Annotated in this window: 21 protein-coding genes; 6 read left to right on the top strand and 15 right to left on the bottom strand. The window is 68.5% G+C overall.

All coding sequences use genetic code 11. The features are described 5' to 3' along the window. Positions 1-26: 26 nt before the first annotated feature. Genes hisH through hisD form a run of 4 tightly spaced genes read right to left on the bottom strand, consistent with a single transcriptional unit; the run spans position 27 to position 3,694 of the window. Complete coding sequence (gene hisH, locus EV138_RS02160) at positions 27-668, bottom strand: imidazole glycerol phosphate synthase subunit HisH (RefSeq protein ID WP_133976783.1); 642 nt, start codon at positions 666-668, stop codon at positions 27-29. Continuing rightward, positions 665-1,264, bottom strand: a complete 600-nt coding sequence (gene hisB, locus EV138_RS02165) for an imidazoleglycerol-phosphate dehydratase HisB (RefSeq protein ID WP_133976784.1) — start codon at positions 1,262-1,264, stop codon at positions 665-667. Before hisB ends, hisH begins: the two co-directional genes overlap by 4 nt. Further along, positions 1,261-2,379 carry a histidinol-phosphate transaminase gene (locus EV138_RS02170; RefSeq protein ID WP_133976785.1) on the bottom strand — a complete coding sequence of 373 codons (1,119 nt, stop codon included), beginning with the start codon at positions 2,377-2,379 and terminating at the stop codon, positions 1,261-1,263. The genes hisB and EV138_RS02170 overlap by 4 nt, the downstream gene beginning before the upstream one ends. Further along, complete coding sequence (gene hisD, locus EV138_RS02175) at positions 2,372-3,694, bottom strand: histidinol dehydrogenase (RefSeq protein WP_133976786.1); 1,323 nt, start codon at positions 3,692-3,694, stop codon at positions 2,372-2,374. The genes EV138_RS02170 and hisD overlap by 8 nt, the downstream gene beginning before the upstream one ends. A gap of 91 nt (positions 3,695-3,785) precedes the next feature. On the opposite strand from hisD, the gene EV138_RS02180 reads away from it, so the two are divergent. From EV138_RS02180 to EV138_RS02190, 3 genes are read left to right on the top strand one after another with little or no spacing between them, the layout of a single operon-like run. Beyond that, positions 3,786-4,454: an LON peptidase substrate-binding domain-containing protein gene (locus tag EV138_RS02180; protein WP_133976787.1), complete on the top strand. Its 669-nt coding sequence runs from the start codon at positions 3,786-3,788 to the stop codon at positions 4,452-4,454. 41 nt (positions 4,455-4,495) lie between these two features. Beyond that, a complete protein-coding gene (locus EV138_RS02185; RefSeq protein WP_133976788.1) occupies positions 4,496-4,732 on the top strand; it encodes a ribbon-helix-helix domain-containing protein in 237 nt (78 codons plus the stop codon). Next, positions 4,733-5,041, top strand: a complete 309-nt coding sequence (locus EV138_RS02190) for a type II toxin-antitoxin system PemK/MazF family toxin (RefSeq protein ID WP_133976789.1) — start codon at positions 4,733-4,735, stop codon at positions 5,039-5,041. Between the two features lie 232 nt (positions 5,042-5,273). Here the strand turns inward: EV138_RS02190 and EV138_RS02195 are convergent, their stop codons facing one another. Further along, a complete protein-coding gene (locus EV138_RS02195; protein ID WP_133976790.1) occupies positions 5,274-6,482 on the bottom strand; it encodes a hypothetical protein in 1,209 nt (402 codons plus the stop codon). Between the two features lie 550 nt (positions 6,483-7,032). On the opposite strand from EV138_RS02195, the gene EV138_RS02200 reads away from it, so the two are divergent. The 3 genes from EV138_RS02200 to recQ are packed head-to-tail and all read left to right on the top strand — an operon-like array spanning position 7,033 to position 10,173. Next, the gene (locus tag EV138_RS02200) at positions 7,033-7,866 is read left to right on the top strand and encodes a helix-turn-helix domain-containing protein (RefSeq protein WP_133976791.1); all 834 of its coding nucleotides are present in this window, start codon (positions 7,033-7,035) and stop codon (positions 7,864-7,866) included. A 4-nt stretch (positions 7,867-7,870) separates the two neighbouring features. Continuing rightward, the gene (locus EV138_RS02205; RefSeq protein WP_133976792.1) at positions 7,871-8,299 is read left to right on the top strand and encodes a VOC family protein; all 429 of its coding nucleotides are present in this window, start codon (positions 7,871-7,873) and stop codon (positions 8,297-8,299) included. Positions 8,300-8,325: 26 nt separating this feature from the next. Next, positions 8,326-10,173: a DNA helicase RecQ gene (recQ, locus tag EV138_RS02210; protein ID WP_133976793.1), complete on the top strand. Its 1,848-nt coding sequence runs from the start codon at positions 8,326-8,328 to the stop codon at positions 10,171-10,173. Positions 10,174-10,193: 20 nt separating this feature from the next. Here recQ and EV138_RS02215 read toward each other — a convergent pair whose 3' ends face one another. The 10 genes from EV138_RS02215 to EV138_RS02260 form a co-directional block, all read right to left on the bottom strand. Continuing rightward, the gene (locus EV138_RS02215; RefSeq protein ID WP_133976794.1) at positions 10,194-11,060 is read right to left on the bottom strand and encodes a LysR family transcriptional regulator; all 867 of its coding nucleotides are present in this window, start codon (positions 11,058-11,060) and stop codon (positions 10,194-10,196) included. 46 nt (positions 11,061-11,106) lie between these two features. Further along, complete coding sequence (locus tag EV138_RS02220) at positions 11,107-11,478, bottom strand: VOC family protein (protein WP_133976795.1); 372 nt, start codon at positions 11,476-11,478, stop codon at positions 11,107-11,109. 81 nt (positions 11,479-11,559) lie between these two features. After that, complete coding sequence (locus tag EV138_RS02225; protein ID WP_133976796.1) at positions 11,560-13,497, bottom strand: DUF3352 domain-containing protein; 1,938 nt, start codon at positions 13,495-13,497, stop codon at positions 11,560-11,562. 49 nt (positions 13,498-13,546) lie between these two features. Further along, positions 13,547-14,155, bottom strand: coding sequence for a hypothetical protein (locus tag EV138_RS02230; RefSeq protein ID WP_238157911.1), 609 nt, complete (start codon positions 14,153-14,155; stop codon positions 13,547-13,549). 116 nt (positions 14,156-14,271) lie between these two features. After that, positions 14,272-17,820, bottom strand: a complete 3,549-nt coding sequence (gene dnaE / locus EV138_RS02235) for a DNA polymerase III subunit alpha (RefSeq protein WP_133976798.1) — start codon at positions 17,818-17,820, stop codon at positions 14,272-14,274. Positions 17,821-18,162: 342 nt separating this feature from the next. Next, on the bottom strand, positions 18,163-19,800 hold the full coding sequence (locus EV138_RS02240; protein WP_166678468.1) for a glycoside hydrolase family 13 protein: 1,638 nt from the start codon (positions 19,798-19,800) through the stop codon (positions 18,163-18,165). A 129-nt stretch (positions 19,801-19,929) separates the two neighbouring features. Next, entirely contained in the window at positions 19,930-22,251 is a 2,322-nt protein-coding gene (locus EV138_RS02245) for an ATP-binding protein (protein WP_133976800.1), read from the bottom strand. A gap of 93 nt (positions 22,252-22,344) precedes the next feature. Further along, positions 22,345-23,253, bottom strand: a complete 909-nt coding sequence (locus EV138_RS02250) for an RluA family pseudouridine synthase (RefSeq protein WP_133981668.1) — start codon at positions 23,251-23,253, stop codon at positions 22,345-22,347. Positions 23,254-23,273: 20 nt separating this feature from the next. Further along, positions 23,274-23,888 carry a signal peptidase II gene (gene lspA / locus EV138_RS02255; RefSeq protein ID WP_133976801.1) on the bottom strand — a complete coding sequence of 205 codons (615 nt, stop codon included), beginning with the start codon at positions 23,886-23,888 and terminating at the stop codon, positions 23,274-23,276. Beyond that, positions 23,861-24,316, bottom strand: coding sequence for a TraR/DksA family transcriptional regulator (locus EV138_RS02260; RefSeq protein WP_198676051.1), 456 nt, complete (start codon positions 24,314-24,316; stop codon positions 23,861-23,863). The genes lspA and EV138_RS02260 overlap by 28 nt, the downstream gene beginning before the upstream one ends. Positions 24,317-24,338: the final 22 nt, after the last annotated feature.

Here is a 24,338-nt window from a genome sequence, read left to right on the forward strand (position 1 = left end):
ACAGCAAGAGCACGCGTGTCAGGTACTTACAGCGAGCGCACCCAGTTGGCCAGCAGTTCCGCGCCGGCGTCGCCGGACTTCTCGGGGTGGAACTGGGTGGCGGTCAGCGGGCCGTTCTCGACCGCGGCGACGAAGCGGTCGCCGCCGTAGGTCGTCCAGGTGACGGCCGGCGCCACCGAGGCGCGAGCGTCCTTGAGCTCCCACTCGCGGACGCCGTACGAGTGCACGAAGTAGAAGCGTTCCTTCTCCATACCGTCGAAGAGAACGCTGCCCGAAGGCACCTCCACGGTGTTCCAGCCCATGTGCGGAACCGGCTCGCCACCCGTGGGCCGGAGCCGCTCGACGACACCGGGCCACTGGTCGCAGCCCTCGGTCTCGACGCCGTGCTCGATGCCCCGCGCGAACAGGATCTGCATACCGACACAGATCCCGAGCACCGGGCGGCTGGCGGCGAGTCGACGGTCGACCACGACATCACCGCGGACCGCGCGAAGTCCCGTCATACAGGCTTCGAACGCGCCGACGCCCGGGACCAGCAGGCCGTCCGCGTTCAACGCGTCCTCGAAGGACGACGTCACCGTCACGTCGGCGCCGACCCGTTGCAGGGCACGCTCGCCCGAACGGATGTTGCCCGAGCCGTAGTCCAGCAGGACGACCTTCGGGCTCACAGAGCGCCCTTGGTCGACGGGATGCCGGGCTGGCGCGGGTCCAGCTCGGCCGCGTCGCGCAACGCCCGGGCGAACGCCTTGAACTGCGCCTCGACGATGTGGTGCGGATCCCGGCCGGACAGCACCCGGATGTGGATGCAGATCGCGGCGTTGAACGCGAGAGTCTCGAAGACGTGCTGGGTCAGCGAACCCGCGTAGTCGCCGCCGATGATCGCGTACACCTGACCGTCGGGCTCGCCGGTGTGGACGCAGTACGGGCGGCCGGACAGGTCCACCGTGCAGTGCACGAGCGCCTCGTCCAGCGGCACGGTCGCGTCGCCGAAACGCCGGATGCCGCGCTTGTCACCCAGCGCCTCGCGAAGCGCCTGGCCGAGACCGATCGCGGTGTCCTCGACGGTGTGGTGCGCGTCGATCTCGAGGTCGCCGACGGTGTTCACGTGCAGGTCGAGCAGCGCGTGCTTGGCCAGCGCGTTGAGCATGTGGTCGTAGAAACCGACGCCGGTACTGATGTCGGCGCGGCCGGTGCCGTCCAGGTCGAGCTCGACCAGCACCTTCGACTCGCTGGTCTCCCGATCGATCCGGGCAGTCCTCGTCATAGCGTTCTTCCTACCTCTGTCTTGAGCACCTTCTCCAGCGACCCGCGGAACGCGGCCATCTCGGCGCCGGTGCCGATCGACACCCGCAGCCAGCCGTCCGGTCCGGTCTCGCGGATCAGCACACCGTCGTCCAGCAGCGACTGCCAGACCGCGTGCCGGTCGGCGAAGGTGCCGAACAGCACGAAGTTCGCATCCGAGTCGACCGCGCGCAAACCCTGTGCACGTAGCCATTCCACCGTCTCGTCCCGCTCCACCCGGAGCTGGTCGACCCGGCTGAGCAACTCGTCCGAGTGCCGCAGTGCGGCCCGCGCGACCGCCTGGGTCACCGCGGACAAGTGGTACGGCAACCGCACGATCCGCAGCGCGTCCACCAGTTGCTTGCTCGCGGCAAGATAACCGACACGTCCACCGGCGAGGGCGAACGCCTTCGACATCGTCCGCGCCACCGCCAGGTTCCCGTACGCCGGCAGCAGGGTCACCGCGCTCGGCGTACCGGCTCGGCGGAACTCCGCATAGGCCTCGTCCACCACCAGCACCGCCCCGATCGCCTTGGTGCGGGCGGCAACCGCCTCCACCAGGTCGATCGGCAGCGCGGTACCGGTCGGGTTGTTGGGAGAGGCGAGCAGTACGACGGAAGGCCGGTGTCGTGAGATCGCCGCGAGCGCCTTGCTGGGGTCGAGGGTGAAGTCGTGCGACCGGCGTCCGACGACCCAGCCCGTGTTGGTGTCCCGGGCATACTCCGGGTACATCGAGTAGGTGGGCGCGAACGACAGCGCAGTACGGCCTGGTCCCCCGAATGCCTGCAGGAGGTGCAGCATCACCTCGTTGGAGCCGTTGGCCGCCCACACCTGCTCCGCGACCAGGTGCGCGCCCGACTCGCGGCCCAGGTACGCCGCGAGGTCGGCCCGCAGGTCGAGGAACTCGCGATCCGGGTAGCGGTTCAGCCCGCGCGCCGCCTCGGCCACCGACGCGGTGATGTCCGCGACGGTCGCCTCGCTCGGCGGATACGGGTTCTCGTTGACGTTGAGCAGGAACGGTACGTCGAGTTGCGGCGCGCCGTACGGCTCGAAGCTCTTCAGTTCGTCGCGGATCGGCAGACCGTCGAAGTCAGCCATTGCCGGACTCCCCCGGGAAGCGCGCGGTCACGGCCGCGGCGTGCCCCGGCAGATCCTCGGCGTGCGCGAGATCGACGACGTGCTGCGCGACATCGGCGAGCGCCTGCTGGCTGTAGTTGATCACGTGCACAGCCTTCAGGAAGCTACGGACAGAAAGGCCGGACGAGTGGCACGCGCAACCGGCGGTGGGCAACACGTGGTTCGACCCCGCGCAGTAGTCACCCAGCGACACCGGCGACCAGCCGCCGACGAAGATCGCGCCCGCGTTGTTGATCAGCGCGGCCCGCTCCTCGGCATCGGCCGTCTGGATCTCCAGGTGCTCCGCGGCATACGCATCCACCACAGCGGTCCCCTGATCGAGGTCGTCGACCAGTACGACGGCCGACTGCTGGCCACCGAGTGCTTCCTCGACCCGCTCCCGGTGCTTGGTCTTCGCGACCTGCTTGGGCAACTCCGCCTCGACGGCCGCGGCCAGCGCCTCGCTCGGCGTCACCAGCACGCTGGCAGCCATCGGGTCGTGCTCGGCCTGGCTGATCAGGTCGGCCGCGACGTGCACGGCGTCCGCGGTGTCGTCGGCCAGTACGGCGATCTCGGTCGGGCCTGCCTCGGAGTCGATCCCGACCTCGCTCTGCAGGAATCGCTTGGCCGCGACGACGTAGATGTTGCCCGGTCCCGTGATCAGGTTGACCTTCCGGCAACCCTCGAAGCCGTACGCGAACCCGGCGATCGCTTGCGCGCCGCCCATCGCGTACACCTCCTCGATCCCGAGCATCGCGCAGACCGCCAGCACCGTCGGGTGCGGCAGGCCGTTGAAGTCCTTCTGCGGCGGCGAGGCAACAGCAAGCGACTGCACACCGGCAACCTGAGCCGGTACGACGTTCATCACGACGCTCGAAGCCAGCGGTGCACGACCACCCGGCACATAGAGGCCCACGCGCTGCACGGGCACGAGCCGTTGGGTGACCCGGCCGCCCTTCGCCGGCTCGGACACGACGTCCTCGCCGCGCTCGTCCTCGCTCACCTCGCGGACCCGGCGGATCGACTCCTCGAACGCGGACCGCACCGACGGGTCGAGCTCCTCCAGCGCCGTCTTCAGCGCCTCGGCCGGGACCCGCAGGTCCGCCACGGCCACATGGTCGAACTTCTCGCCGTACTCCCTGATCGCCTCCAGGCCCCGATGACGGACGTCCAGGCAGATCGGTCGGACGACGTCGAGGGCGGCCTCGACGTCGAAAACGGCTCGGGGGACCAGGGCTTGGAGGTCGAGAACCTCTCCGGCTGCCACTCGGCCCCGCAGGTCGACGCGGCGAATCATGGTCGCCAGTCTAGTGGTCGGCCCCGCGCTCCCCCGCGCGCCGTCTACTGCGCGGACCACGACCGCCGACCGATAGCACTAGGCTCGACTCATGGATTCCCGCCTGCCCCTCCTCACCGTCGACACGGTGATCTTTCCCGGGCTGGTGCTTCCCATCCCCGTGACCGACGTCCAGGGCCGCGCGGTGATCCGCGACCTGGTGGAGAACGGCGGCGAACTCGTCTGCGGCGCCGTCGCCGTACGGGACGGCTACGAGCTCGGCGACCGGGTGTTCCGGTCGCTCTACGGCACGGGTTGTGCCGCGACCATCTCCGAGATCGCCCTCGACGCCGCCGACGACGGCCCGGTCGAGATCACGCTGACCGGCAACCGCCGCTTCAAGGTCGCCGAACTGGACACCGAGGGCGACTACCTGATCGCCGACGTCGAATGGCTCGCCGAGGACCCGGGCGACGATCCCCTCGGTACGGCGAACGTCGCGGTGCAGCGCTTCCACCGGTACGCCGCCGCCGTCACCGAGATCAGCCAGCCCGGCTTGCACATCGGTTCCCTCCCCGACGACCCGAGCACCTTGTCGTACCTGATGTCGGCCGCGATGACCCTGATGACCCCGGACCGGCAGAAGCTCCTCGAAGCCGCCGACACCACCACCCGCCTGGCCCACCTCGTCGGCCTCCTCGACACCGAGATGGCCGCCATCAAAGCCCTTCCGTCCCTCCCCGCAGTAGACCTCAGCTGGTCGGACATGGCCCCGAACTGAGCAGAAGTTCGTCGCGCATCCCACGGTGGTATGGTTCTGGTATGAGTAAGCAGATCACCGTGCGGTTGCCGGACGAGCTGGTCGACTTCATGGACCAGCTGGTCGGCGACAACAAAGCTGCCAGCCGGGCGTCGGTCGTCGCCCGGGCGATGGAGCGCGAGCGCCGTCGGGAGCTGGCCGCACGCGATCTCGCCATCCTCACCGACCACGGCGACTACCCGGACCTCGACGGACTGGCCGACGCCGCCGCCGGGACCGTGCTGTCCGACCTCGACTGAATGCGCCCGATCCACATCGCAAGGCTGGACAAGCCGCGCCCGGTGGTCGTGCTCACCCGCGAACTGATCCGCCCGCGCCTCACCAACGTCACCGTCGCCCCGATCACCAGCACCATCCGTGGCCTGTCCACCGAGGTCCTGGTCGGCACCCGCAACGGTCTCGACCACCCCAGCGCGATCAGCTGCGACAACATCCAGACCATCCCCAAACTCCAACTCGGCCGCCTGATCGGCTACCTCTTCCCCGACCAGGAACCAGCCCTCACCGAAGCAATCACCCTCGCCTTCGACCTCGAGGACGAGGTCTGACACAGCTCCTCAGTCCGATCCCCGACGACGAAAGAGTCGGGGACGTTTCGGTGGTACTGCGGGCTCGGCCGGCTGTGGGTCGAGGATGTCGCGGGCCAGGTCGGCTACTACGCCGAGCAGGTCGTCCCTCGGCTGAGGGCCATGCGGGTGAAGTTCCCCCCGCACCGGCGAGGCGTCCGCGCGGGCCGGAGACCCGCGCGGACGCCCCGCCGCGTCGCTTCTGGACGGCTGATCAGCCGTTCGTGGCGTGCAGGGTCAAGGTTTGCGTGATGAGGCCCGAGGTGGGGTTGTTGTCACCGACGGCCCACATACTCGTCGTCCCGCTGCGGGTGATGCCTTCGAGCGTGTTCCCCCGCGCACCCAGCGCCGGCGTGCCGCTCGTGCTCCAACTGCTGCCGTCCCAGTGCTCGACAAAGGCACGGCCTGCGTTGTTCCCCACGCCCCAGACGTCGTTCGGCGAGAGGGCAGTGACCCCGGTGAACGCGAATGCCGCACTGGGCGTCGCCGGGGCCGGTGTTGCGACCTCGGCCCATCGCGTGCCGTCCCAGTGGATGGCGAACGGCTGCTGGGAGGAGGACGTGCCGTCCGGGCTGGTGACACCCACTCCTCCGACGGCCCAGACGTCATTGCCCGAGACGGCAGTCACCGCGACGGGAAAACCGTTCGACTCGCCTTGGTTCAGCACCGCCGGCTGGGACAGCGACCAGGCGGTGCCGTTCCAGTGCATCAGCAGCGGACTATGCGGGCTGACGCCGCCCTGGTCGAACTCGCCCACGGCCCAGATGTCGTCGGCCGAGACGGCGGTGATCGCATGCAGGACGTTGGAATCGGAGACCTGGCGCGGCACGTTCGGCACGACCGACCACCTGACGCCGTCCCAGTGCTCGATCAGCGGCAGCGTCAGGTCGTTGGTGGAGAATTTGCCGACGGCCCACGCGTTGCCGGCGGAGAGGGCAGTCACTCCCTCGACCCGGGCACTGATCGCTCCAGTGGGCATGGGCATCGTCACTGAGCGCCAGGCGCTGCCGTTCCAATGTTCGGCCAGCAGACTCTGGCTGCTCACGACGTTCCCGACGGCCCAGGCGTCGTTGGCCGCATCGGCGCTGACCGACGTGAGCACGGCGTTCTGCGTACCCGTGAGCGACACGCTCCAGGCGGTGCCGTTCCAGTGCTCGATCAGAGGGAAGGCCCCGCTCAGGTTGAAGCCCGTCTTGCTCTCCAAGCCGACGGCCCACACATCGGTGTCGGAGACGGCGGCCACACTGAGGAGACTGTTGGTGGACAAGGTGCCGGTGGTGACGTTGGGACTGTTCACGACGGACCAGACGTCGCCGGTGGCGGCATCGGCGGCCGATGGCGCCATCAGCAGGGCCGTAGTGATCACGGCGGCGCTCGCGGCGAGGACCGATTTCCTCCAGCCGGCATTTCCTCGGTACGACATACTTTCCCTTCTTCGGACATGAGTGATGAGCCGGCCGGATCGGCCGGATCAGAGACAAACGAATTCCGGTGGCTTCGCGATTCGGCGCCGGAACTCAAACCAGCGGCGAGAGCGCGTCCGGTAACTGCGATTGGATGAATCGTGGTGGGCTGTCCCCCGGCGGCAACCCATGATCCGCAGCAGGGCCGCGTTCCAGTCCAGGATCACGTCGCCGGAATCATGCCCGCCGGCGACGCCGCCGACCACCCGGCGGCCAGTACCCCCACGCTGCTGCCGGCCAACACCAGCAAGCTCCTGCGCGGTAAGCCCTCAATCGTCATTCCTCTCCCGAGCGGTCGAAGATCCTCACCAGGTGGTCGATTCACACCTGGAAATACGAGCGGGGGTTACACGACCCGCAGGAGGTTCGTGGAATCCGGCCGCCGGAGGTCGCGGCGCTGGTGCGGGCCGGCCATCCTGTTCGGTGCAGGCCTTCGCTGGGCTGAATGCGTCGCGCTCGACCTGGACGACTTCCGCTCGGCCAAGAGGCGAAGGGATCTAGCCTGGAGACATGGCGGGGTTCGAGCATCACGAGCGACGGGTACACCCTGCGTTGCGCCCGTACCTCGGCGATTTCATCGGCTATGCGTACGGCGGTGAGCCGCCTGAGCTTCATCGGGGGCTGCCGTCGCAGTATCTGACGATTGTGATCACGCTGGACGAGCCGTTGGGGCTGGCCGTTGCCGGCGAACCGGTGGAGAAGTTCAGCACGTTGGCGAGCGGACTGCATTCCACAGCTGTCCGGATCGGTGGTTCGCCGAATCGCTCGGGTGTCCAGCTCGCCCTCACCCCGGCGGGTTGTCGTGCCCTGTTCGGTCTGCCGGCCGGCGAGCTCGCGGCGACCACGGTCAATCTCGACGAGTTGGTCGGTCAGGCGGCGGCCGAACTCGGTGAGCGGCTTCGGGAGACGTCCGAATGGGAGCAGCGGTTCGACATCTTGGAGCAGCTGTTCCTCGAGGCCTGGCGTGACGAGCCCGTGCCCGAGGCACGCGCCGAGCTCAGCTGGGCCTGGCAGCGGTTGCGTGAGACGGCCGGCGGCGTCGGCGTACAGGAACTGGCCCGGGAGGTCGGGTGGAGCCGGCGGCATCTGAGCGAGCGGTTCCGGGCGGAGTACGGGTTGTCGCCGAAGGTCGCGGGCCGGGTACTGCGGTTCGAGCAGGCCGTTGCGACGTTGAAGCGCCGGCCCACCACCCGCCTTGCGGATCTGGCAGCAGACCTCGGGTACGCCGACCAGGCGCACCTCACCCGCGAATGGCACTCCCTTGCCGGCTGCTCACCGCGGCAGTGGATGACCGAAGAGCTCCCAATCGTCCAAGACCCGGAGGCCGCCCCGGCAGCAGGCTAGGGGCATGGATACGAAGAACGTCACCGGAGTCTGGCCGACTTTGGTCTATGCGAACGGCCAAGCCGCACTGAAGTTCCTCACCGAGGGGCTCGGCTTCACCCTGACAGCCTCGTACGCCGGTGCGGCACCCGAGTCGATCGCGCACGCCGAGCTCGCCTGGCCGACTGGTGGTGGGGTGATGGTGAGCTCGGCCGACGCCAAGGACACGTCCGACGAGTTCAGCGCCTTCGCCGATCGCACCCAGTCGGTGTATCTCGTCCACGACGACCCCGACCGGGTCTTTGCGACGGCGACCGCGGCGGGAGCGACCGTAGTACGGGCCATGCGTGAGGAGGACTACGGGTCGCGAGGGTTCACGATCGCCGATCCGGAAGGGAATCTGTGGAGTGTCGGAACCTATGGCGGCGAGTTGTCCACAGGGGTCGAACAGTGAGGTGGCGATTTCCGTAGGATTGCCGGGTGGCTGCTGCTGAGTTCCCCGAAGACGATCCTGCGAGCGAGGCTGCGCAGGTCCTGCACCGGGTCTTCGGATACGACTCGTTTCGTGGGCAGCAGCAGGAGATCATCGACACCGTCGTCGCCGGTGGTGACGCGCTCGTCCTGATGCCGACCGGTGGCGGCAAGTCGCTGTGCTACCAGATCCCGGCGCTCGTGCGGTCCGGCGTCGGTGTGGTGATCTCGCCACTGATCGCGCTGATGCAGGACCAGGTCGACGCGTTGACCGCGCTTGGCGTGCGAGCGGGATTCCTCAACTCCACGCAGGACTTCGAGCAGCGCCGCGAGGTCGAGCAGGCCTTCCTGTCCGGCGAACTCGACTTGCTGTATCTGGCGCCCGAGCGGCTCCGGGTCGAGGCGACCACGCGGCTGCTCGACCAGGGCAAGATCTCGCTGTTCGCGATCGACGAGGCGCACTGCGTCTCCCAATGGGGACACGACTTCCGGCCCGACTACCTGATGCTGTCGCAGCTGCACGAGCGCTGGCCCGACGTACCGCGGATCGCGCTCACGGCCACCGCCACCGAGGCGACCCACCGCGAGATCGCCACCCGGCTGAACCTCACCGAGGCCAGGCACTTCGTCGCCAGCTTCGACCGGCCCAACATCCAGTACCGGATCGTCTCGAAGGACAACCCGCAGCGGCAGTTGCTCGACCTGCTCCGCACCGAGCACGCGGGCGACGCCGGCATCGTCTACTGCCTGTCCCGCAACAGCGTGGAGAAGACCGCGACCTTCCTGACCCAGAACGGCATCGAGGCCGTCCCGTACCACGCGGGTCTGGACAGCCGTACGCGCGCGAAGAACCAGTCCCGCTTCCTGCGCGAGGACGGCCTGGTCGTGGTCGCGACGATCGCCTTCGGGATGGGGATCGACAAGCCCGACGTGCGTTTCGTCGCGCACCTCGACCTGCCGAAGTCGGTCGAGGGCTACTACCAGGAGACCGGTCGCGCCGGTCGCGACGGCCTGCCGTCGACGGCCTGGCTGGCGTACGGACTGCAGGACGTCGTCCAGCAACGCAAGATGATCGACACCTCCGAAGGCGATGCGGCCCACCGCCGGCGGCTCGGCACCCACCTCGACGCGATGCTCGCGCTCTGCGAGACCGTCCAGTGCCGCCGCATGCAGCTTCTCGCGTACTTCGGCCAAACGGGCGAAGCGTGCGGGAACTGTGACACCTGCCTGACCCCACCGGAGTCGTGGGACGGCACGATCCCCGCGCAGAAGCTGCTCTCGACCGTCTACCGGTTGCAGCACGAGCGGAACCAGAAGTTCGGCGCCGGTCAGGTGGTCGACATCCTGCTCGGCAAACCCACCGAGAAGGTGAAGCAGTTCCGGCACGACGAGCTGACCGTCTTCGGCATCGGCACGGAGTTGAAGGACACCGAGTGGCGTGGCGTGATCCGCCAGTTGCTCGCCCAGCGCCTGCTCACCGTCGAAGGTGATTACGGCACCCTGCTGCTCACCGAAGACAGTGCCGAGGTGCTCGGCCGGCGTCGCGAGGTGATGATGCGCCGCGAGCCCGAGCGGTCCGGCCGGGCATCGCGCTCGTCGTCGGCGGGCAAGAAGAAGGCCGCCGTCGCCGATCTGGCGCCCGAGGCAGTCGAGGTGTTCGAACGCCTCCGCAGCTGGCGGGCCGCGACCGCCAAGGAGCAGGGCGTACCGGCGTACGTCATCTTCCACGACGCGACCCTGCGCCAGATCGCCACCGAGCTTCCGGGCACCCTCGCCGAGCTCGGCACCATCAGCGGGGTCGGCGAGAACAAACTCGCGAAGTACGGCGAAGGTGTCCTGGAAGCGCTGGTGGCCTGACAGCTGTCAGGAGGTTCGGGTCACGTCCAGGTGAGGCCGGCGGCGAGGTCGGCGAAGGCGTAGACGATGCGGGACCGGCGGGCCGCCGACCAGGCCAGGTGGACGTGGTTGGGACCGATGTCCTCGATCGGCACCCTGACCACATCGGGACGGCTGTAGAAACGAGCCGTGGACAGCGGCAGCACGGAAACACCGTTGCCGATGGCAACGTGCTCGAGCTTCTCCTCCACACTGTGGAAGACCGGCAACCGGCCGGTCTTGCCTTCGCGCAACTCGACGGCGACATCGCGCCACTCCGGCACGGCGTCCGGCGGCTGCAGCAGGTGGTCGTGGGCGAGATCCTCGATCCGGATCACCGGCTTGCCCGCCAACCGGTGATCCGCGGGCAGCATCGCGACCCGCGGTTCGTCGAAGAGGGGTCGCACGGTCAAGCCCTGCTGATCGATCGGCAGGCGGACGATGCTGACGTCCGCGCGGCCGTCCCGCAGTACCTCGGTCTGATCGACCCACGACGTCCGGAGCAGTTCGACGGTCAGGTCCGGGTACTGCGCGGTCAGTGCCCGGACCGCCGGCGTGACCGTGATTCCGGGCATGAAGCCGATCGTGAACGTCTGCGGTCCCTTGGCTGCCTGGGTCACCCTTCGCTGGGCCGCACCGGCCGAGGCGAGCAGCGGCCGCGCGTCCTCGAGCAGTTGCCGGCCGGCCGCCGTCAACGCGGTGGCCCGTTTGTCGCGGACGAACAACTGCACCTTGAGCTCGTCCTCGAGCGCCCGGATCTGTCGCGACAGCACCGGCTGCGCGATGTGCAGCCGCTCCGCCGCCCGGCCGAAGTGCAGTTCCTCGGCGACCGTGACGAAGTACCGCAGCTTCCGCAGATCCAGATCCACCTGCCCACCTCCTGATACCTCCAGGGTATGACCCGTGCGGCGGCGGTCAGCTCTGGCCGGCGAAGAGCTTGTTGTGGTCCGGGTCGTAGAAGGTGAACATCGGCGGTACGCCCGGCCAGTTCAGCAGCGCGTCCGCGATGACGCCCTGGCCCGTCAGCGCGGCGTGAGCTGCGGCGGCATCGTCGGTCGCCAGCCGGATCCCTGTGTCGGTACCGGCCGGGAAGGCGTCGGTGGCCGGGATCAGGGCGATCGACGTACCGCCACCGGGAGGCGCCACGACCAGCCAGCGGCCGCCGAGTTGCGGCAACGGCGCATCCAGCTCCGTCACGAACCCCAGTGTGTGGACGTAGAAGTCGAGCGCCCTGTCCTGGTCGGCGACCGGGACGGCGACTGTACGGATGCCAGTGAAGTGGTTCATCTCGTGCTCCTCAGAAAGTGTGCTGACACCCTGAGGTAGAAGCCGCCGCCCGGTTTTCGACATCACCGACGGGTTTCGTCGCTACTTGGCTACGACTCGCAGCGTGAAGTCCGCTTCGCCGTCGCCGGTGACGCGGGTGCTGAACCCGGCCGAGCGGAGCGCGGCGTAGTCCTTGTCCGAACTCACCTTGCTGCTCAGCGACCCGATCGCCTCGAAGTCGACGTACCCGACCAGTACGGCGCCCTTCGTGTCCGGCACCGCCTGCTTGAAGTTCTCGGTCTGGCCGAGGTTGCCACCCTTCAGCACCTGCTCCGCGTAGCCCTGGTCGGTCGCGATCACCAACGTGTCGTCGTCCTTGGCCTTCTTGACCGGGACGTTCGCCGTGGTGCGGCTGTGCATCAGATTCAGCAGCTTGTCGACGACCTCCTCGGCCTTGCCGGGGTCGGTCTCCATCCGGGCCGCGATCTTGGGGCCGTCGGCCTTGTCCTTGTCGATCGCGAGCGCCAGATTCTTGCCCAGCAACGGCTTCAGGTCGTCCGGCAACGCGATGCCGTACTCGTCGGTGAAGTTCTTGGTCAGGTCACCGAGGTTGATCCCGGCCTGACCGGACGACTTCTCCAGCTGGGTCCAGATGGTGCCGACCAGATTCGCACCGTCCGAGAGAGCGAGCGCACCCGCCGTGGTGTCCGGGAGTTTGCCGATCACGTCGCCCGCGTCCTTGGTACCGACCTTCAGGCTCTGGTCGCCGTGCACGACGCCCTTCAGTTCGACGTACTGCGCATCGAATCGCAGAACGGCGGCCGCGCTTCCCTCGGGCAACGCGGCGCGCTGCTGCTCGGTCATCTTCTTGCCGGCCGCGAGCGCCAGGCCCTTCGTGTCCGCCCAGAAGGACGCGAAACCCTGCTCACCGAGCGCGGACATGTCCTTGCTGAACTTCTCGTTGTCCTGCAGCGAGGATCCCTTGCTCGCGGCAACGGCCGAGTCGAGCACGGACTGCTCGTCGGACAGCAGCACATACTTCCCGGCGAAGGCACGCTTCGGCGCGTGGTCGTCGCCGGCGAACAACTTGTCCAGGCCCTTGGTGGCCTTGCCCTGGTTCTTCACCTCGACAGCGACCACGGCCTCGGCCTTGCCGTCGTCGGCCGGTACCGCGGCCACGCCGGCGCGATCGCCGAGCCACGGCTTGACGTCCTTCTCGAAGTCGACGTCGGCGAGGTCGTCGCCGGCGTCCTTCTTGATCAGGTCGAACAGCTTCTGCCGCAGATCGTCCTTGTCGCTGGTGAGCCCGATCTTCTCCTTCGCGGACGGGAACTTCATCAGGAACCGCAGCGCGGCGACCCGCTGGCCGGCCGACGGGTTCAGGTCGATCCGCGCATAGGCGACCGAGTTCGCCGGGAGCACGCTCGCCGGCTGGTCACCCCCGTTGAGCTTCGCGTAGGCGAAGATCCCACCGCCGCCGATGACAGCCAGCACGGCCAGCACCGCGATCAGCGGGACCAGCTTCGTGCGCTTCTTCCGCGGCTCCGGCTGCCACTGCTGCACCTGCGGCTGCCCCCCGAACGGCGGCTGCCCACCCTGCCCGTACTGCGCCTGCCCGTACTGCGGCTGCCCACCCTGCCCGTACTGCGGTCCCTGTGGGTAATCCGCCGCTCCCGGCTGAGGCCAAAGCGCCCCCGGATTCCCCTGCCCCGGCACCTGCCCGTACTGCGGCCCGGACTGCCCCTGCGAACCGCCATAACCCGGCTGGCCCTGCGCACTCCCGTAACCCGGCTGGCCCTGCGAACCGCCGTAACCCGGCTGGCTTTGCGGACCGCCGGAACCGGGCTGGCTTTGCGGACCGCCGTAACCAGGCTGGCCCTGCGGACCGCCGGAACCGGGCTGGCTTTGCGGACCGCCGGAACCGGGCTGGCCCTGCGGACCCCCATAACCCGGCTGGCCCTGCGGACCGGCGTGCGGGCCCTGCGGGGCGCCGTACGGGTTGTGTGGGCCGCCCTGTGGCGGGTTGGTGTTGTCAGACATCTATGTCCCCCTCACGTCGCCGGTGGCCTCACCACCGGGCCGGGACAGGTTAGTGCACCTGCGGCGATCCTTCTGACGCGGCAGGCAGCGCGTCGGTTGCAACCGGTTCGCTGCGCCAACTCGCAGCGGCGATGACAGCCGCAGCCAACGCTGCACCGACGAGCCATGCCGCGATCGGCGTCCACGTGTGCAGTTCCAGCGGAGCGTCCAGCACATCTCCCGGTTTGGCGTGCTCGAGCCGCGGCTGCAGCGGGTCGTGCCCGAGCAACATGCCGATACCCCAGGCGACACCGCCACCCAGCACCGATCCGACCGTGATGATCCCCACCACCCACGGACCGTAGTTGCGCAACCACCAGAACAGCGCGGCACCCAGCACCAGCGCGGTCAGGAACCCGATCGCGGTGAACGTACCGTCCGGACCGAAGACCTTCGTCATCTGCTCTTCGCCGAGCGACCCACCGCGCTCGTCCACCGTGTACTGCGCGAGCGGCGAGAACCGCTGCCAGGCCCAGCCGGCGATCGCACCGGCGACCAGGAACACCGCCACGGTCACCGCGATCGCCTTCGCCCACGGCAGTCGCGGCTGCGGCTCCGGCGGCACCCCGAACGGAGTGCCGAAAGACTGGTACGGCTGCGGCTGATCTGGCTGACTCACCGCCCCAGTGTGGCTCATTCCCGCCGACGCCGGCCCACCGACCCGCTCAGCCCGCCAGACAGCCGGGCCGAGCACCGCAGGTCAGCCCGTCAGGCAGACCGGCCGAGCAGCGCAGGTCAGCCCGCGAGGCACGACGGGCCGAGCAGCGCCTTCAGGTCCGCCATCAGCGACGAGGTCGGGGTGACCCGGAACCGGTCGCCGATCCGCATCACCGTGGTCTTGCGGCTCGCCTGCAGCCGGAGCTGGACCTCTGTCATCCCCGGGTGCGACTTCAGCACGTCACGCAACTGGTCGACGACCGGCGGCGTACACCGGTTGATCGGCATCGTGATCACCACCGGACCGCTCGGTCCCTCGGTCAGGTCGGGCACCGAGACCTCGGAACCGCTCAGCTCGACCCGGTCCTCCCGGCGCCGGATCCGGCCCTTCATCAAGATGATCGCGTCGTTGGCGAGCAGATGCGCGGACAACTGGTACGCCGAGGAGAACATCATCACCTCGATCGAACCTTCCAGGTCCTCGATGGTGACGATCGCGTAGATGTCGCCGCGCTTGTTCACCTTGCGCTGGACCGCCGTGACCAGGCCGCCGATCGTCACCTGGGTGCCGTCGGGTCGGTCCTCGTCGGCGAGCAGCTGACCGATCGTGCAGTCGGTGCCGTTGGTGAGCACGTGCTCGACGCCGAACAACGGGTGGTCCGAGACGTACAGACCGAGCATGTCGCGCTCGTGCGCGAGCTTGGTCGCCTTGTCCCACTCCTCGATCTCGGGCACCCGTACCGTCAGCCGACTGTTGCCGTCGGCATCGTTCGCGTCGTCGTCGCCCATGCTGAACAGGTCGAACTGGCCGTGCGCCTCGTTCCGCTTGAGATCGATCGCCTCGTCGACGGCCTGCTCGTGCACCGCGACGACCGCGCGCCTGGCGTGGTTCATCGAGTCGAACGAGCCGGCCTTGGCCAGCGACTCGATGACGCGCTTGTTGCAGACCGGCAGCGGCACCTTGTCGATGAAGTCGACGAAGTCGGTGAACCGTCCCTCGGACTCGCGGGCGGCGACGATCTCCGCCACCACGTTGACGCCGACGTTGCGGATCGCGGACAGCCCGAACCGGATGTCGGTGCCGATCGGGGTGAAGTTCGAGTCGGACTCGTTCACGTCCGGCGGCAGCACCTTGATGCCCATCCGGCGGCACTCGTTCAGGTAGATGGCCATCTTGTCCTTGTCGTCCTTCACCGACGTCAGGACGGCGGCCATGTACTCGGCCGGGTAGTTCGCCTTCAGGTAGGCGGTCCAGTACGAGACCAGCCCGTACGCCGCCGAGTGGGCCTTGTTGAACGCGTAGTCGGAGAACGGCACCAGCACGTCCCACAGCGCCTTGATCGACTGCGCCGAGAAGCCGTTCGCCTTCATCCCCTCGGAGAAGCCGACGTACTCCGCGTCCAGCACCTCGCGCTTCTTCTTGCCCATCGCCCGGCGGAGCAGATCCGCCTTGCCGAGCGTGTAGCCGGCGAGCTGCTGGGCGATCGCCATCACCTGCTCCTGGTAGACGATCAGCCCGTACGTCGTACCGAGGATCGGCTCCAGCGCGTCGGCCAGCTCGTCGTGCGGGTAGCTGATCTCCTGCTGCTTGTTCTTGCGGAGCGCGTAGTTGGTGTGGCTGTTCGCACCCATCGGGCCGGGCCGGTAGAGCGCGCCGACGGCCGAGATGTCTTCGAAGTTGTCCGGCTTCATCAGCCGCAGCAGAGCCCGCATCGGGCCGCCGTCGAACTGGAAGACGCCGAGCGTGTCACCGCGGCCGAGCAACTCGAAGGTGGGCTTGTCGTCGAGCGTCTTGGCCAGCTCGTCGAGGTCGAGCTTGATACCGCGGCTCGCCTCGACGTTCTTGACCGCGTCGTCCATGATCGTCAGGTTGCGCAGACCCAGGAAGTCCATCTTGACCAGGCCGAGCGTCTCGCAGCTCGGGTAGTCGAACTGGGTGATGATCTGGCCGTCCTGGTCGCGGCGCATGATCGGGATCAGGTCGATCAGCGGCTCGCTGGACATGATCACGCCGGCCGCGTGCACACCCCACTGGCGCTTCAGGTTCTCCAGCCCGCGCGCGGTGTCCACGATCTTGCGGACGTCCTGGTCCGACTCGTACAGCTGGCGGAACTCGCCGGCCTCGGAGTACCGCTTGTGGTTCGGGTCGAAGATGCCGGACAGCGGCACGTCCTTGCCCATCACCGCGGGCGGCATCGCCTTGGTGATCCGGTCGCCCATCGCGAACGGGTAGTCCAGCACCCGGCCGGCGTCCTTGATCGCCTGCTTGGCCTTGATCGTGCCGTAGGTGACGATCATCGCGACCCGGTCGTCGCCGTACTTCTCGGTGACGTAGCGGATCACCTCGGGCCGGCGGCGGTCGTCGAAGTCGATGTCGAAGTCGGGCATCGACATACGCTCCGGGTTCAGGAAGCGCTCGAAGATCAGGCCGTGCTGGAGCGGGTCGAGGTCGGTGATCCGCATCGCGTACGCGCACATCGAGCCGGCACCGGAACCACGGCCCGGACCGACCCGGATGCCGTGCTCCTTGGCCCAGTTGATGAAGTCGGCGACGACCAGGAAGTAGCCCGCGTACCCCTTCGAGGTGATCACCTCGATCTCGTACTCCGCCTGCTTGCGGACATGGTCCGGTACGCCGGCCGGGTACCGCTTGTGCAGACCGGTCTCGACCTCGGCGACGAACCAGGACTCCTCGTTGTGGCCGTCGGGGCAGGGGAAGCGCGGCATGAACCGGCCCTCGCCCTCGGTGAAGCTCACATCGCACTGCTCCGCGATCAGCAGGGTGTTGTCGCAGGCCTCCGGGTAGTCCTTCCAGACCTCGCGCATCTCGGCGGCGGTCTTCACGTAGAACTCGTTGGCGTCGAACTTGAACCTGTTCGGGTCGGACAGGGTCGAGCCGGACTGCACGCACAGCAGCGCCGCGTGCGCGACCGCGTCCTCGGGCTTGGTGTAGTGCAGGTCGTTGGTCGCGACCAGCGGCAGCCCGAGCTCCTTGGCCAGCTTCAGCAGGTCGCCCTGGATGTCGCGCTCGATGCCGAGCCCGTGGTCCATCAGCTCGCAGTAGTAGTTCTCCGCGCCGAAGATGTCGCGGAACTCCGCGGCCGCCTCGACGGCCTCCTTGTACTGCCCCAGCCGGAGCCTGGTCTGCACCTCGCCGGACGGGCAGCCGGTGGTCGCGATCAGGCCCTTGCCGTAGGTCTGCAGCAGTTCGCGGTCCATCCGGGGCTTGAAGTAGTAGCCCTCGAGACTGGCCAGCGACGACATCTTGAACAGGTTGTGCATCCCCGACGTGTTCTTCGCCAGCAGCGTCATGTGCGTGTACGCACCGCTACCGGAGACGTCGTCGCGGCCGCTGTTCGCGTCGCCCCACTTGACCCGCTTCCGCTCACTGCGGTGGGTGTGCGGGGTCAGGTACGCCTCGACGCCGATGATCGGCTTGACGTCGTACTTCTTGGCGGTCTTCCAGAACTCGTACGCCCCGAAGACGAACCCGTGGTCCGTGGTCGCGATGGCCGGCTGGCCCATCTCCTGGGCCGTTTTGAACAACTCGTCGATCCGCGCGGCGCCGTCCAGCATGGAGTACTCGGTGTGCACGTGAAGATGCACGAAACTGTCGCTGGACGCCATGTCTTCGCAGACCTCCCAGAGGCGTGAGTGAGCGGGACTGCCACAGCCTATGCGGGCCCACCGACACTCCTGGAATCGCATCGCCGGACGCTGTCCCGGCCGCCCGATATCCGGTCGTGGACCGGACCACCAGCACACCAGTTCGTGCCGTCCGGGAGGAGGTGCTCCACTCTCTCCGCCCGGAGGAGACGGAGAGAGTGGAGCGGCGGACCCGGGGCCGGGCAGGGGGGTTCACGGCCGGGTCCGCCGGTCTTCAGCGATCCCGCAGATCCCGCGCGATGTCGCGGGCCATCAGAATCATCAGCACGCTGGTGACGAGGATCAGCGCCCACATGCCGGGGATCACGACTCGTCCCTCAGCAGGAACCATGCAGCGCTGTCGGGCGGGAGCTTCTCCCCCGCCTCCGGATCGCTGGCGATCACCAGGTCGCCGTCGACCGGAGTACAGACAGGCTTCGACGAGCAGTTGACGACACAGGCGACCCCGTCGCCGCGGGTGAACGCTAGGACGCCCGGCTCGGTCGGCAGCCAGCGGAAGTCGCCCGCGGAGAATGCCGGAATCAGGCGCCGCAGGGCGATGGCCTCGCGGTACAGGTGCAGCATCGAGTCGCCGGAGTCGAGCAGGTAGTCGACGGCGTGCTGCGCGAACCAGCCAGGCTGGGGCAGCCACGGTGTCGAGGACGCGGTCGCGGAGAACCCGAAGTGATCCGCCCCGCTCGCCCAGGGCAGCGGCACCCGGCAGCCGTCCCGGCCCCGCCGTACGCCGTTACTGCGGTGGAACATCGGATCTGCCAGCACCTCCTCGGGCAGATCGGTGACCTCCGGCAGGCCCAGCTCCTCGCCTTGGTAGAGGTAGACGGATCCTGGCAGCGCGAGCATGAGCAACGCTGCCGCCCGGGCCCGGGCCAGTCCGACCTCGACATCTCCCGGACCGGCGCCGGGCGCTCCACCGGCGTACCGGGTGACCGACCGGGGCATGTCGTGGTTGTTGAGCACCCAGGCGACGGCGGACCCGGAAGCGGCGATCGTCCCCAGGCCGCGGTCGATCACGTCCGACAGCGTCCGGTCGTCGAAATCGGCGCGGAGGAACTCGAAGAAGAAGTTCTGATGCAGTTCGTCCGGACGCTGGTACTGCGCCACCTGCTCCGCGTCGAGCACGCCGACCTCACCGACCAGAACCCGCTCCCGGCCGGTCCGGGCGGTGTACTCCTCCGCGATCGCTCGCCAGCTTCGCCACACATCGTGAACCTCGGGTTGGTTCCAGGCATGCGGATTGACCGGATCGCCGGTGAGTTCGTCGTGGCCGGCCTGCTCGTGGTCGGGCAGCCCGGCGCGCTTGTGCAGCCCGTGCGCGACGTCGATCCGCAACCCGTCGACGCCACGGTCGAACCAGAACCGCAGTACCTGCTCGAAGTGTGTCGCCACGTCCGGATCACGCCAGTTGAAGTCGGCCTGCTCGGCGGCGAACGTGTGCAGATACCACTGTCCGTCCGGCACGCGGTGCCAGGCGGACCCGCCGAAGATGGAGCGCCAGTTGTTCGGTGGCAACTCGCCGTACGGTCCGCCGCCGTCGGCGAAGTGGAACCGGGCCCGTTCCCGGCTGCCGGGTCCCGCGGCCAGTGCCTCGGTGAACCAGGGGTGTTCGATCGAGCAGTGGTTGGGGACGACGTCGATCATGACCTTGAGGTCCAGCCGGTGCGCGTCACGGACCAGCCGGTCGAAGGTGTCGATGGTTCCGTAGTCCGGGTGGACCGCGCAGTAGTCGGACACGTCGTACCCGTGATCGTGCTGTGGCGACGGGTAGAAGGGATTGAGCCAGATTCCGTCGACACCGAGGCTGCGCAGATACGGCAACCTGGCCCGGACACCACTCAGGTCCCCGATGCCGTCGCCGTCGGCGTCGTGGAAGCTGCGCACGTAGACCTGGTAGATCACCGCGTTTCGCCACCATCCTGGGCCGGCGTTCGGTTCGGTGTGCATGAAGAGCCTCGTCACGATCTGTCTGTCGTTGTCAGCGCAACGATCCCGGTTGCGGGCCGTCCGGGGCATCCGTAGACCTACGGGTTTGTCTACGGACGTGGGAGCGTGCCCACGCCGCGGCAGGTGACGTCAGTCGGTGCGTGTTTCGGCGATCCAGCGGGCGACCTGCGCCCGGGAAGTGAACGCGAGCTTGCCGAGAACGTGTTCGACGTGGGTCTCGACGGTGCGTTGGCCGATCACGAGCCGGGCGGCGATCTCCTTGTTGCTCAGCCCTTCGCTGAGCAGTACCGCGATCTCGTGTTCGCGGCGGGTCAAGCCGCCGGTCCGGCCCGGCCGGGCGGCGCCCCCGCGCTCCGTGTCCTTGCCGAGCGCCAGCGACACCGCCTGCTCGAACGAGTACGCCGCACCCTGCTCGAAGGCCTGCTCGAAGGCGGCATCGCCCAGCGCGGCCCGGACCCGCTGCCGGGACTGCTCGTCGAACTGGCTGTACGGCGTGGTCTCGTCGACGTGGGCGCCGCTCGAGCGCCAGACCGCCCGGGACGCGCCCATCAGCCGGGCAGCGAGTTCGTTCGGCGCCGCCGTACTCGCACACCACGACAGTGCCTGGACGCAGAACCCGATCCCGGTCCGGTCGTTCAGCGGCAGCCACAGCCGGATCGCTTCGCGGAAGGATCGACCGGCCTGCTCGGCATCGTCGTGATCACGCCACTGGACGATCCCCAGCGTCCAGAGGGCATAGGCCTTCGACGACGCCGCGCCGTGGCTGTCCGCGAGCTCGAACGCCTGCCGGCTGAACTGCTCGACCCGTGGATCACCGAGGAAGAAAGTGGCCGCCGCGAGCAGGATCAGAACGTCGAACTCGCCGAGATGGTTGCCGACGGCCCGGAATCCCGCCAGGCCCTCCTCCAGCCGTGCCACCGCGGCCGGGAGTTCGCCGGCGTAGTTGAGTGCATGACCCGAGACCTCCGCGATCCGCGCCCGCAGCAGGTCGTCGCCGAACCGCTCGGCCAGCACCTCACACTCGGCCAGGAGCCGGCTCATCTGCTCCGACTCACCGAGGAACATGGCCAGATAGCTGGCCGCCCACAGCGCCTCGGCGCGGGCCGGCGTCGGCTCCGGGGCGAGCTCGAGGGCCCGGACCAGATAACGGTGGCCCTCGCGGAGGAACCCGGCGAACCAGAAGTTCCAGATCGGCGCGGCGATGTCCAGTGCGGCCGCTGCCTCGGCGGGTTCGGACAAGCAGAAGTCCAGCGCGGCCCGGAAGTTGTCGTGCTCGCGGCGCAGCCGGATGAACCAGTCGGCCTGGCGGGGGCTGAAGCTGTCCGCCTCCCACTCCGCGGCCATCCTCCGGTAGTAGTCGCGGTGTCTCGTCCGCAACGCCCGCGCCTGGCCCGCCGCGGTGAGCCGATCCACGCCGTACTGGCCGATGATCCCGAGCATGTCGTACCAGGCGACGCTGTGATCCGTCATCGCCTTCCGCGTGATGATCGACTTGTTCATCAGGCCGGCGATCAGCTCCAGCACCTCGGCGCGGTCGATGCCGTCTCCCGAGCAGACCTCCTCGGCGCCTTCGAGGTCGAATCCACCGGCGAACACCGACAGTCGTTCCCACAGCGCCTGCTCGGCCGGCGAGCAGAGGCCGTAGCTCCAGCCGATCGCGGCGTCCAGGGCCTGCTGTCTGGCCGGCGCGGCCGGTTTACCCGTGGCGAGCAGCCGGAAGCGGTCCTCGATCCGGTCGAGGATCTGCGCCGGCGACAGCGTCCGCATCCAGACGGCCGCCAGCTCGATGGCCAGCGGTATGCCGTCGAGACGCCGGCACAGCTCGATCACCAGCGGGCGGCCGGCCGCGTCGAGCTCGAACTCCGGCGACACCGACCGGGCGCGATCCGCGAAGAGCTCGATCGATTCGTACCGCCCGGCGTCGTCCGGCGTCAGCTCGGTCTCCGGTGGAGTGGACAACGGAGGCACCGGGAAGATCTGCTCCCCTTCGACCCCGAGCACGTGCCGGCTGGTGGCGAGGATCCGCAGCTGCGGGGCCGCCGCGAGCAGCTTGCTCACCAGCACGGCGCACGCGTCCGCCAGGTGCTCACAGTTGTCGAGCACCAGCAACAGGTGCTTGTCCTCCAGGTATTCCGCGAGGTCGGCGGTCGGGTTCGCCGAAACCTGGCTCAGTTCGAGCGCTCCCGCCAGCGTGTGCCCCAGCAGCCCCGAGTCGTGCAGGGCGGCGAGCTCGACGAACCAGACGCCGTCCGCGAACGTCCGCCGTACCTCGGCGCACAGCCGCATCGCCAGCCGGGTCTTGCCGACCCCACCGACGCCGGTCAGGGTCAGCAGGCGGGTGCTCGCCAGCAGCCGCCTGGTCCCGGCCAGCTCGCGGCGCCGGCCCACGAAACTGGTCAACTCGGCCGGTAGCTTGCCGCGAGTCGTTGCCGTGGGCTTCGTCTCAGCCATGCCGATCGCTTCCCCGCCTTCCCGGGTCTGTCCCAGGGTAGGCCGGTTCGGCAGACTTCCGGGAGCACCCGCGGCGCCGGAAGCCGTCGCCGGTTACTGGGCGTCGGCGAGTTGGTCGAGGGCGCTGTCGAGGTCTTCCGGGTACGCCGAGGTGTATTCGACGTACTCGCCGGAGCCGGGGTGGGTGAAGCCGAGGAGCATGGCGTGCAGCCATTGGCGCTTGAGCTGGAGGCGCTCGGCGAGGACCGGGTCGGCGCCGTACGTCGTGTCGCCGCAGCACGGGTGCCCGATGGCGGCCATGTGGACGCGGATCTGGTGCGTCCGGCCGGTCTCCAAGGTGATCTCCAGCAGCGTCGCGAACCGGAACGCCTCGAGCGTCTCGTAGTGCGTGACACTCGGCTTGCCGCCCGCGACGACCCCGAACTTGTAGTCGTGATGCGGGTGCCGGTCGATCGGGGCGTCGACCGTTCCGCTGAACGGATCGGGATGGCCCTGGACCAGCGCGTGGTAGATCTTCTTGACCGTGCGCTCCTTGAAGGCGCGCTTGAGCACGGTGTAGCTGTACTCCGTCTTCGCCACCACCATCAGCCCCGAGGTGCCGACGTCGAGGCGGTGCACGATCCCCTTGCGCTCGGCGGCACCGCTGGTGGAGATGCTGAAGCCGGCTCCGGCCAGGTGCCCGATCACGGTCGGTCCGGTCCAGCCCGGCGACGGATGCGCCGCGACGCCGACCGGCTTGTCGACGACCACGATCTCGTCGTCGTCGTGAACGATCCGCAGGTTCTCGACGGTCTCCGGTACGACGGTGACCTCGCCCGGCGGCGGGGGAAGTTCGACGTCGAGCATGACGCCGGCCGAGACCCGGGTCGACTTCAACGCGGCCGCCCCGTCGACCTGCACCAGGCCCGACTCGATCAGCTCGGCGGCCTTCGTCCGGGAAACCCCGAACAGCCGCGAGAGCGCCGCGTCGAGCCGCTCCCCGGCCAGCCCGTCCGGCACCATCACCGTCCGCGAATCCCCACTCACTTCTTGGCCACCTCTTTGGTGCCGTCGAGCTTGACGCCGCGGAGGGTCTGGATGACCAGCAGGAGAGCTGCCGAGGTGACGGCCATGTCGGCGACGTTGAAGATCGCCCAGTGCGGCGTCTGCAGGAAGTCGACCACGTGTCCGTGGAACGGCGACGGCTCGCGGAAGATCCGGTCGGTGATGTTCCCGACCGCTCCGCCGAACAGGAAGCCGAACGCGATCGCCCAGCCGATCGAGCCGAGGCGTCGCGACAACCACACGACGCCGACCGCCACGACGATCTGGATCGCGCTGATCACCGGCGTGTAGCTCGTGCCGAGGCTGAAAGCGGCTCCAGGATTCCGGATCAGGTTGAACTTCAGCAGCGAGCCCACCACGTTGACCGGCTCGCCCGGCGTCAGATGCTGCAACGCCAACACCTTCGTCAACTGATCCAGCCCCAGCACGACGAGCCCGACGAGCGCGAACAGCACCACCATCCGGTGCCGTGGGCGCGAAACAGAGCCGGCCGACTCGGCGTCGGCCGACTCTGTGGAGTCTTCAGCTGTGACGTCCGCCGGTGGGGTGGACGCTTGCTCTTCGCTCAGCGGCGTTCTTCGCGTTCTTTGCATGACACGCACAGTGTCGCACGCGGGAACGCCTGCAACCGACCTTTGCCGATCGCCTGGCCGCAGCTCTCGCAGACGCCGTAGGTGCCGTCGTCGATCCGGGACAGCGCCCGCTCGATCTGGTCCAGCATGTCGCGGGCGTTGTTCGCCAGTGACATCTCGTGGTCGCGCTCGAGCGTGGTCGAGCCGACGTCGGCCTGGTCGTTGCCCGCCCCGTCACCGCCGTCGCGGAGCAGTCCGACGATCTCCTGCTCGGCGTCGCGGATCTCTTCCTTCAGGTGCACGGCGTCGGCTTCGAGCTCGGCGCGCAGCTCCTCCACCTCGGCGGCGGTCCACGGCGTCTCGCCGTCCTTGACCTTGAACGAAGTGGGCGACTTCGCGGGTGCCTTGGCCGGCGCGGTCGCCGGGGTCCTGTTCTCGTTCGTCTTCATGGCCACCCTCTTCGTAGGTGTC

This window comes from Kribbella voronezhensis, from assembly GCF_004365175.1.
Taxonomy (GTDB): domain Bacteria; phylum Actinomycetota; class Actinomycetes; order Propionibacteriales; family Kribbellaceae; genus Kribbella; species Kribbella voronezhensis.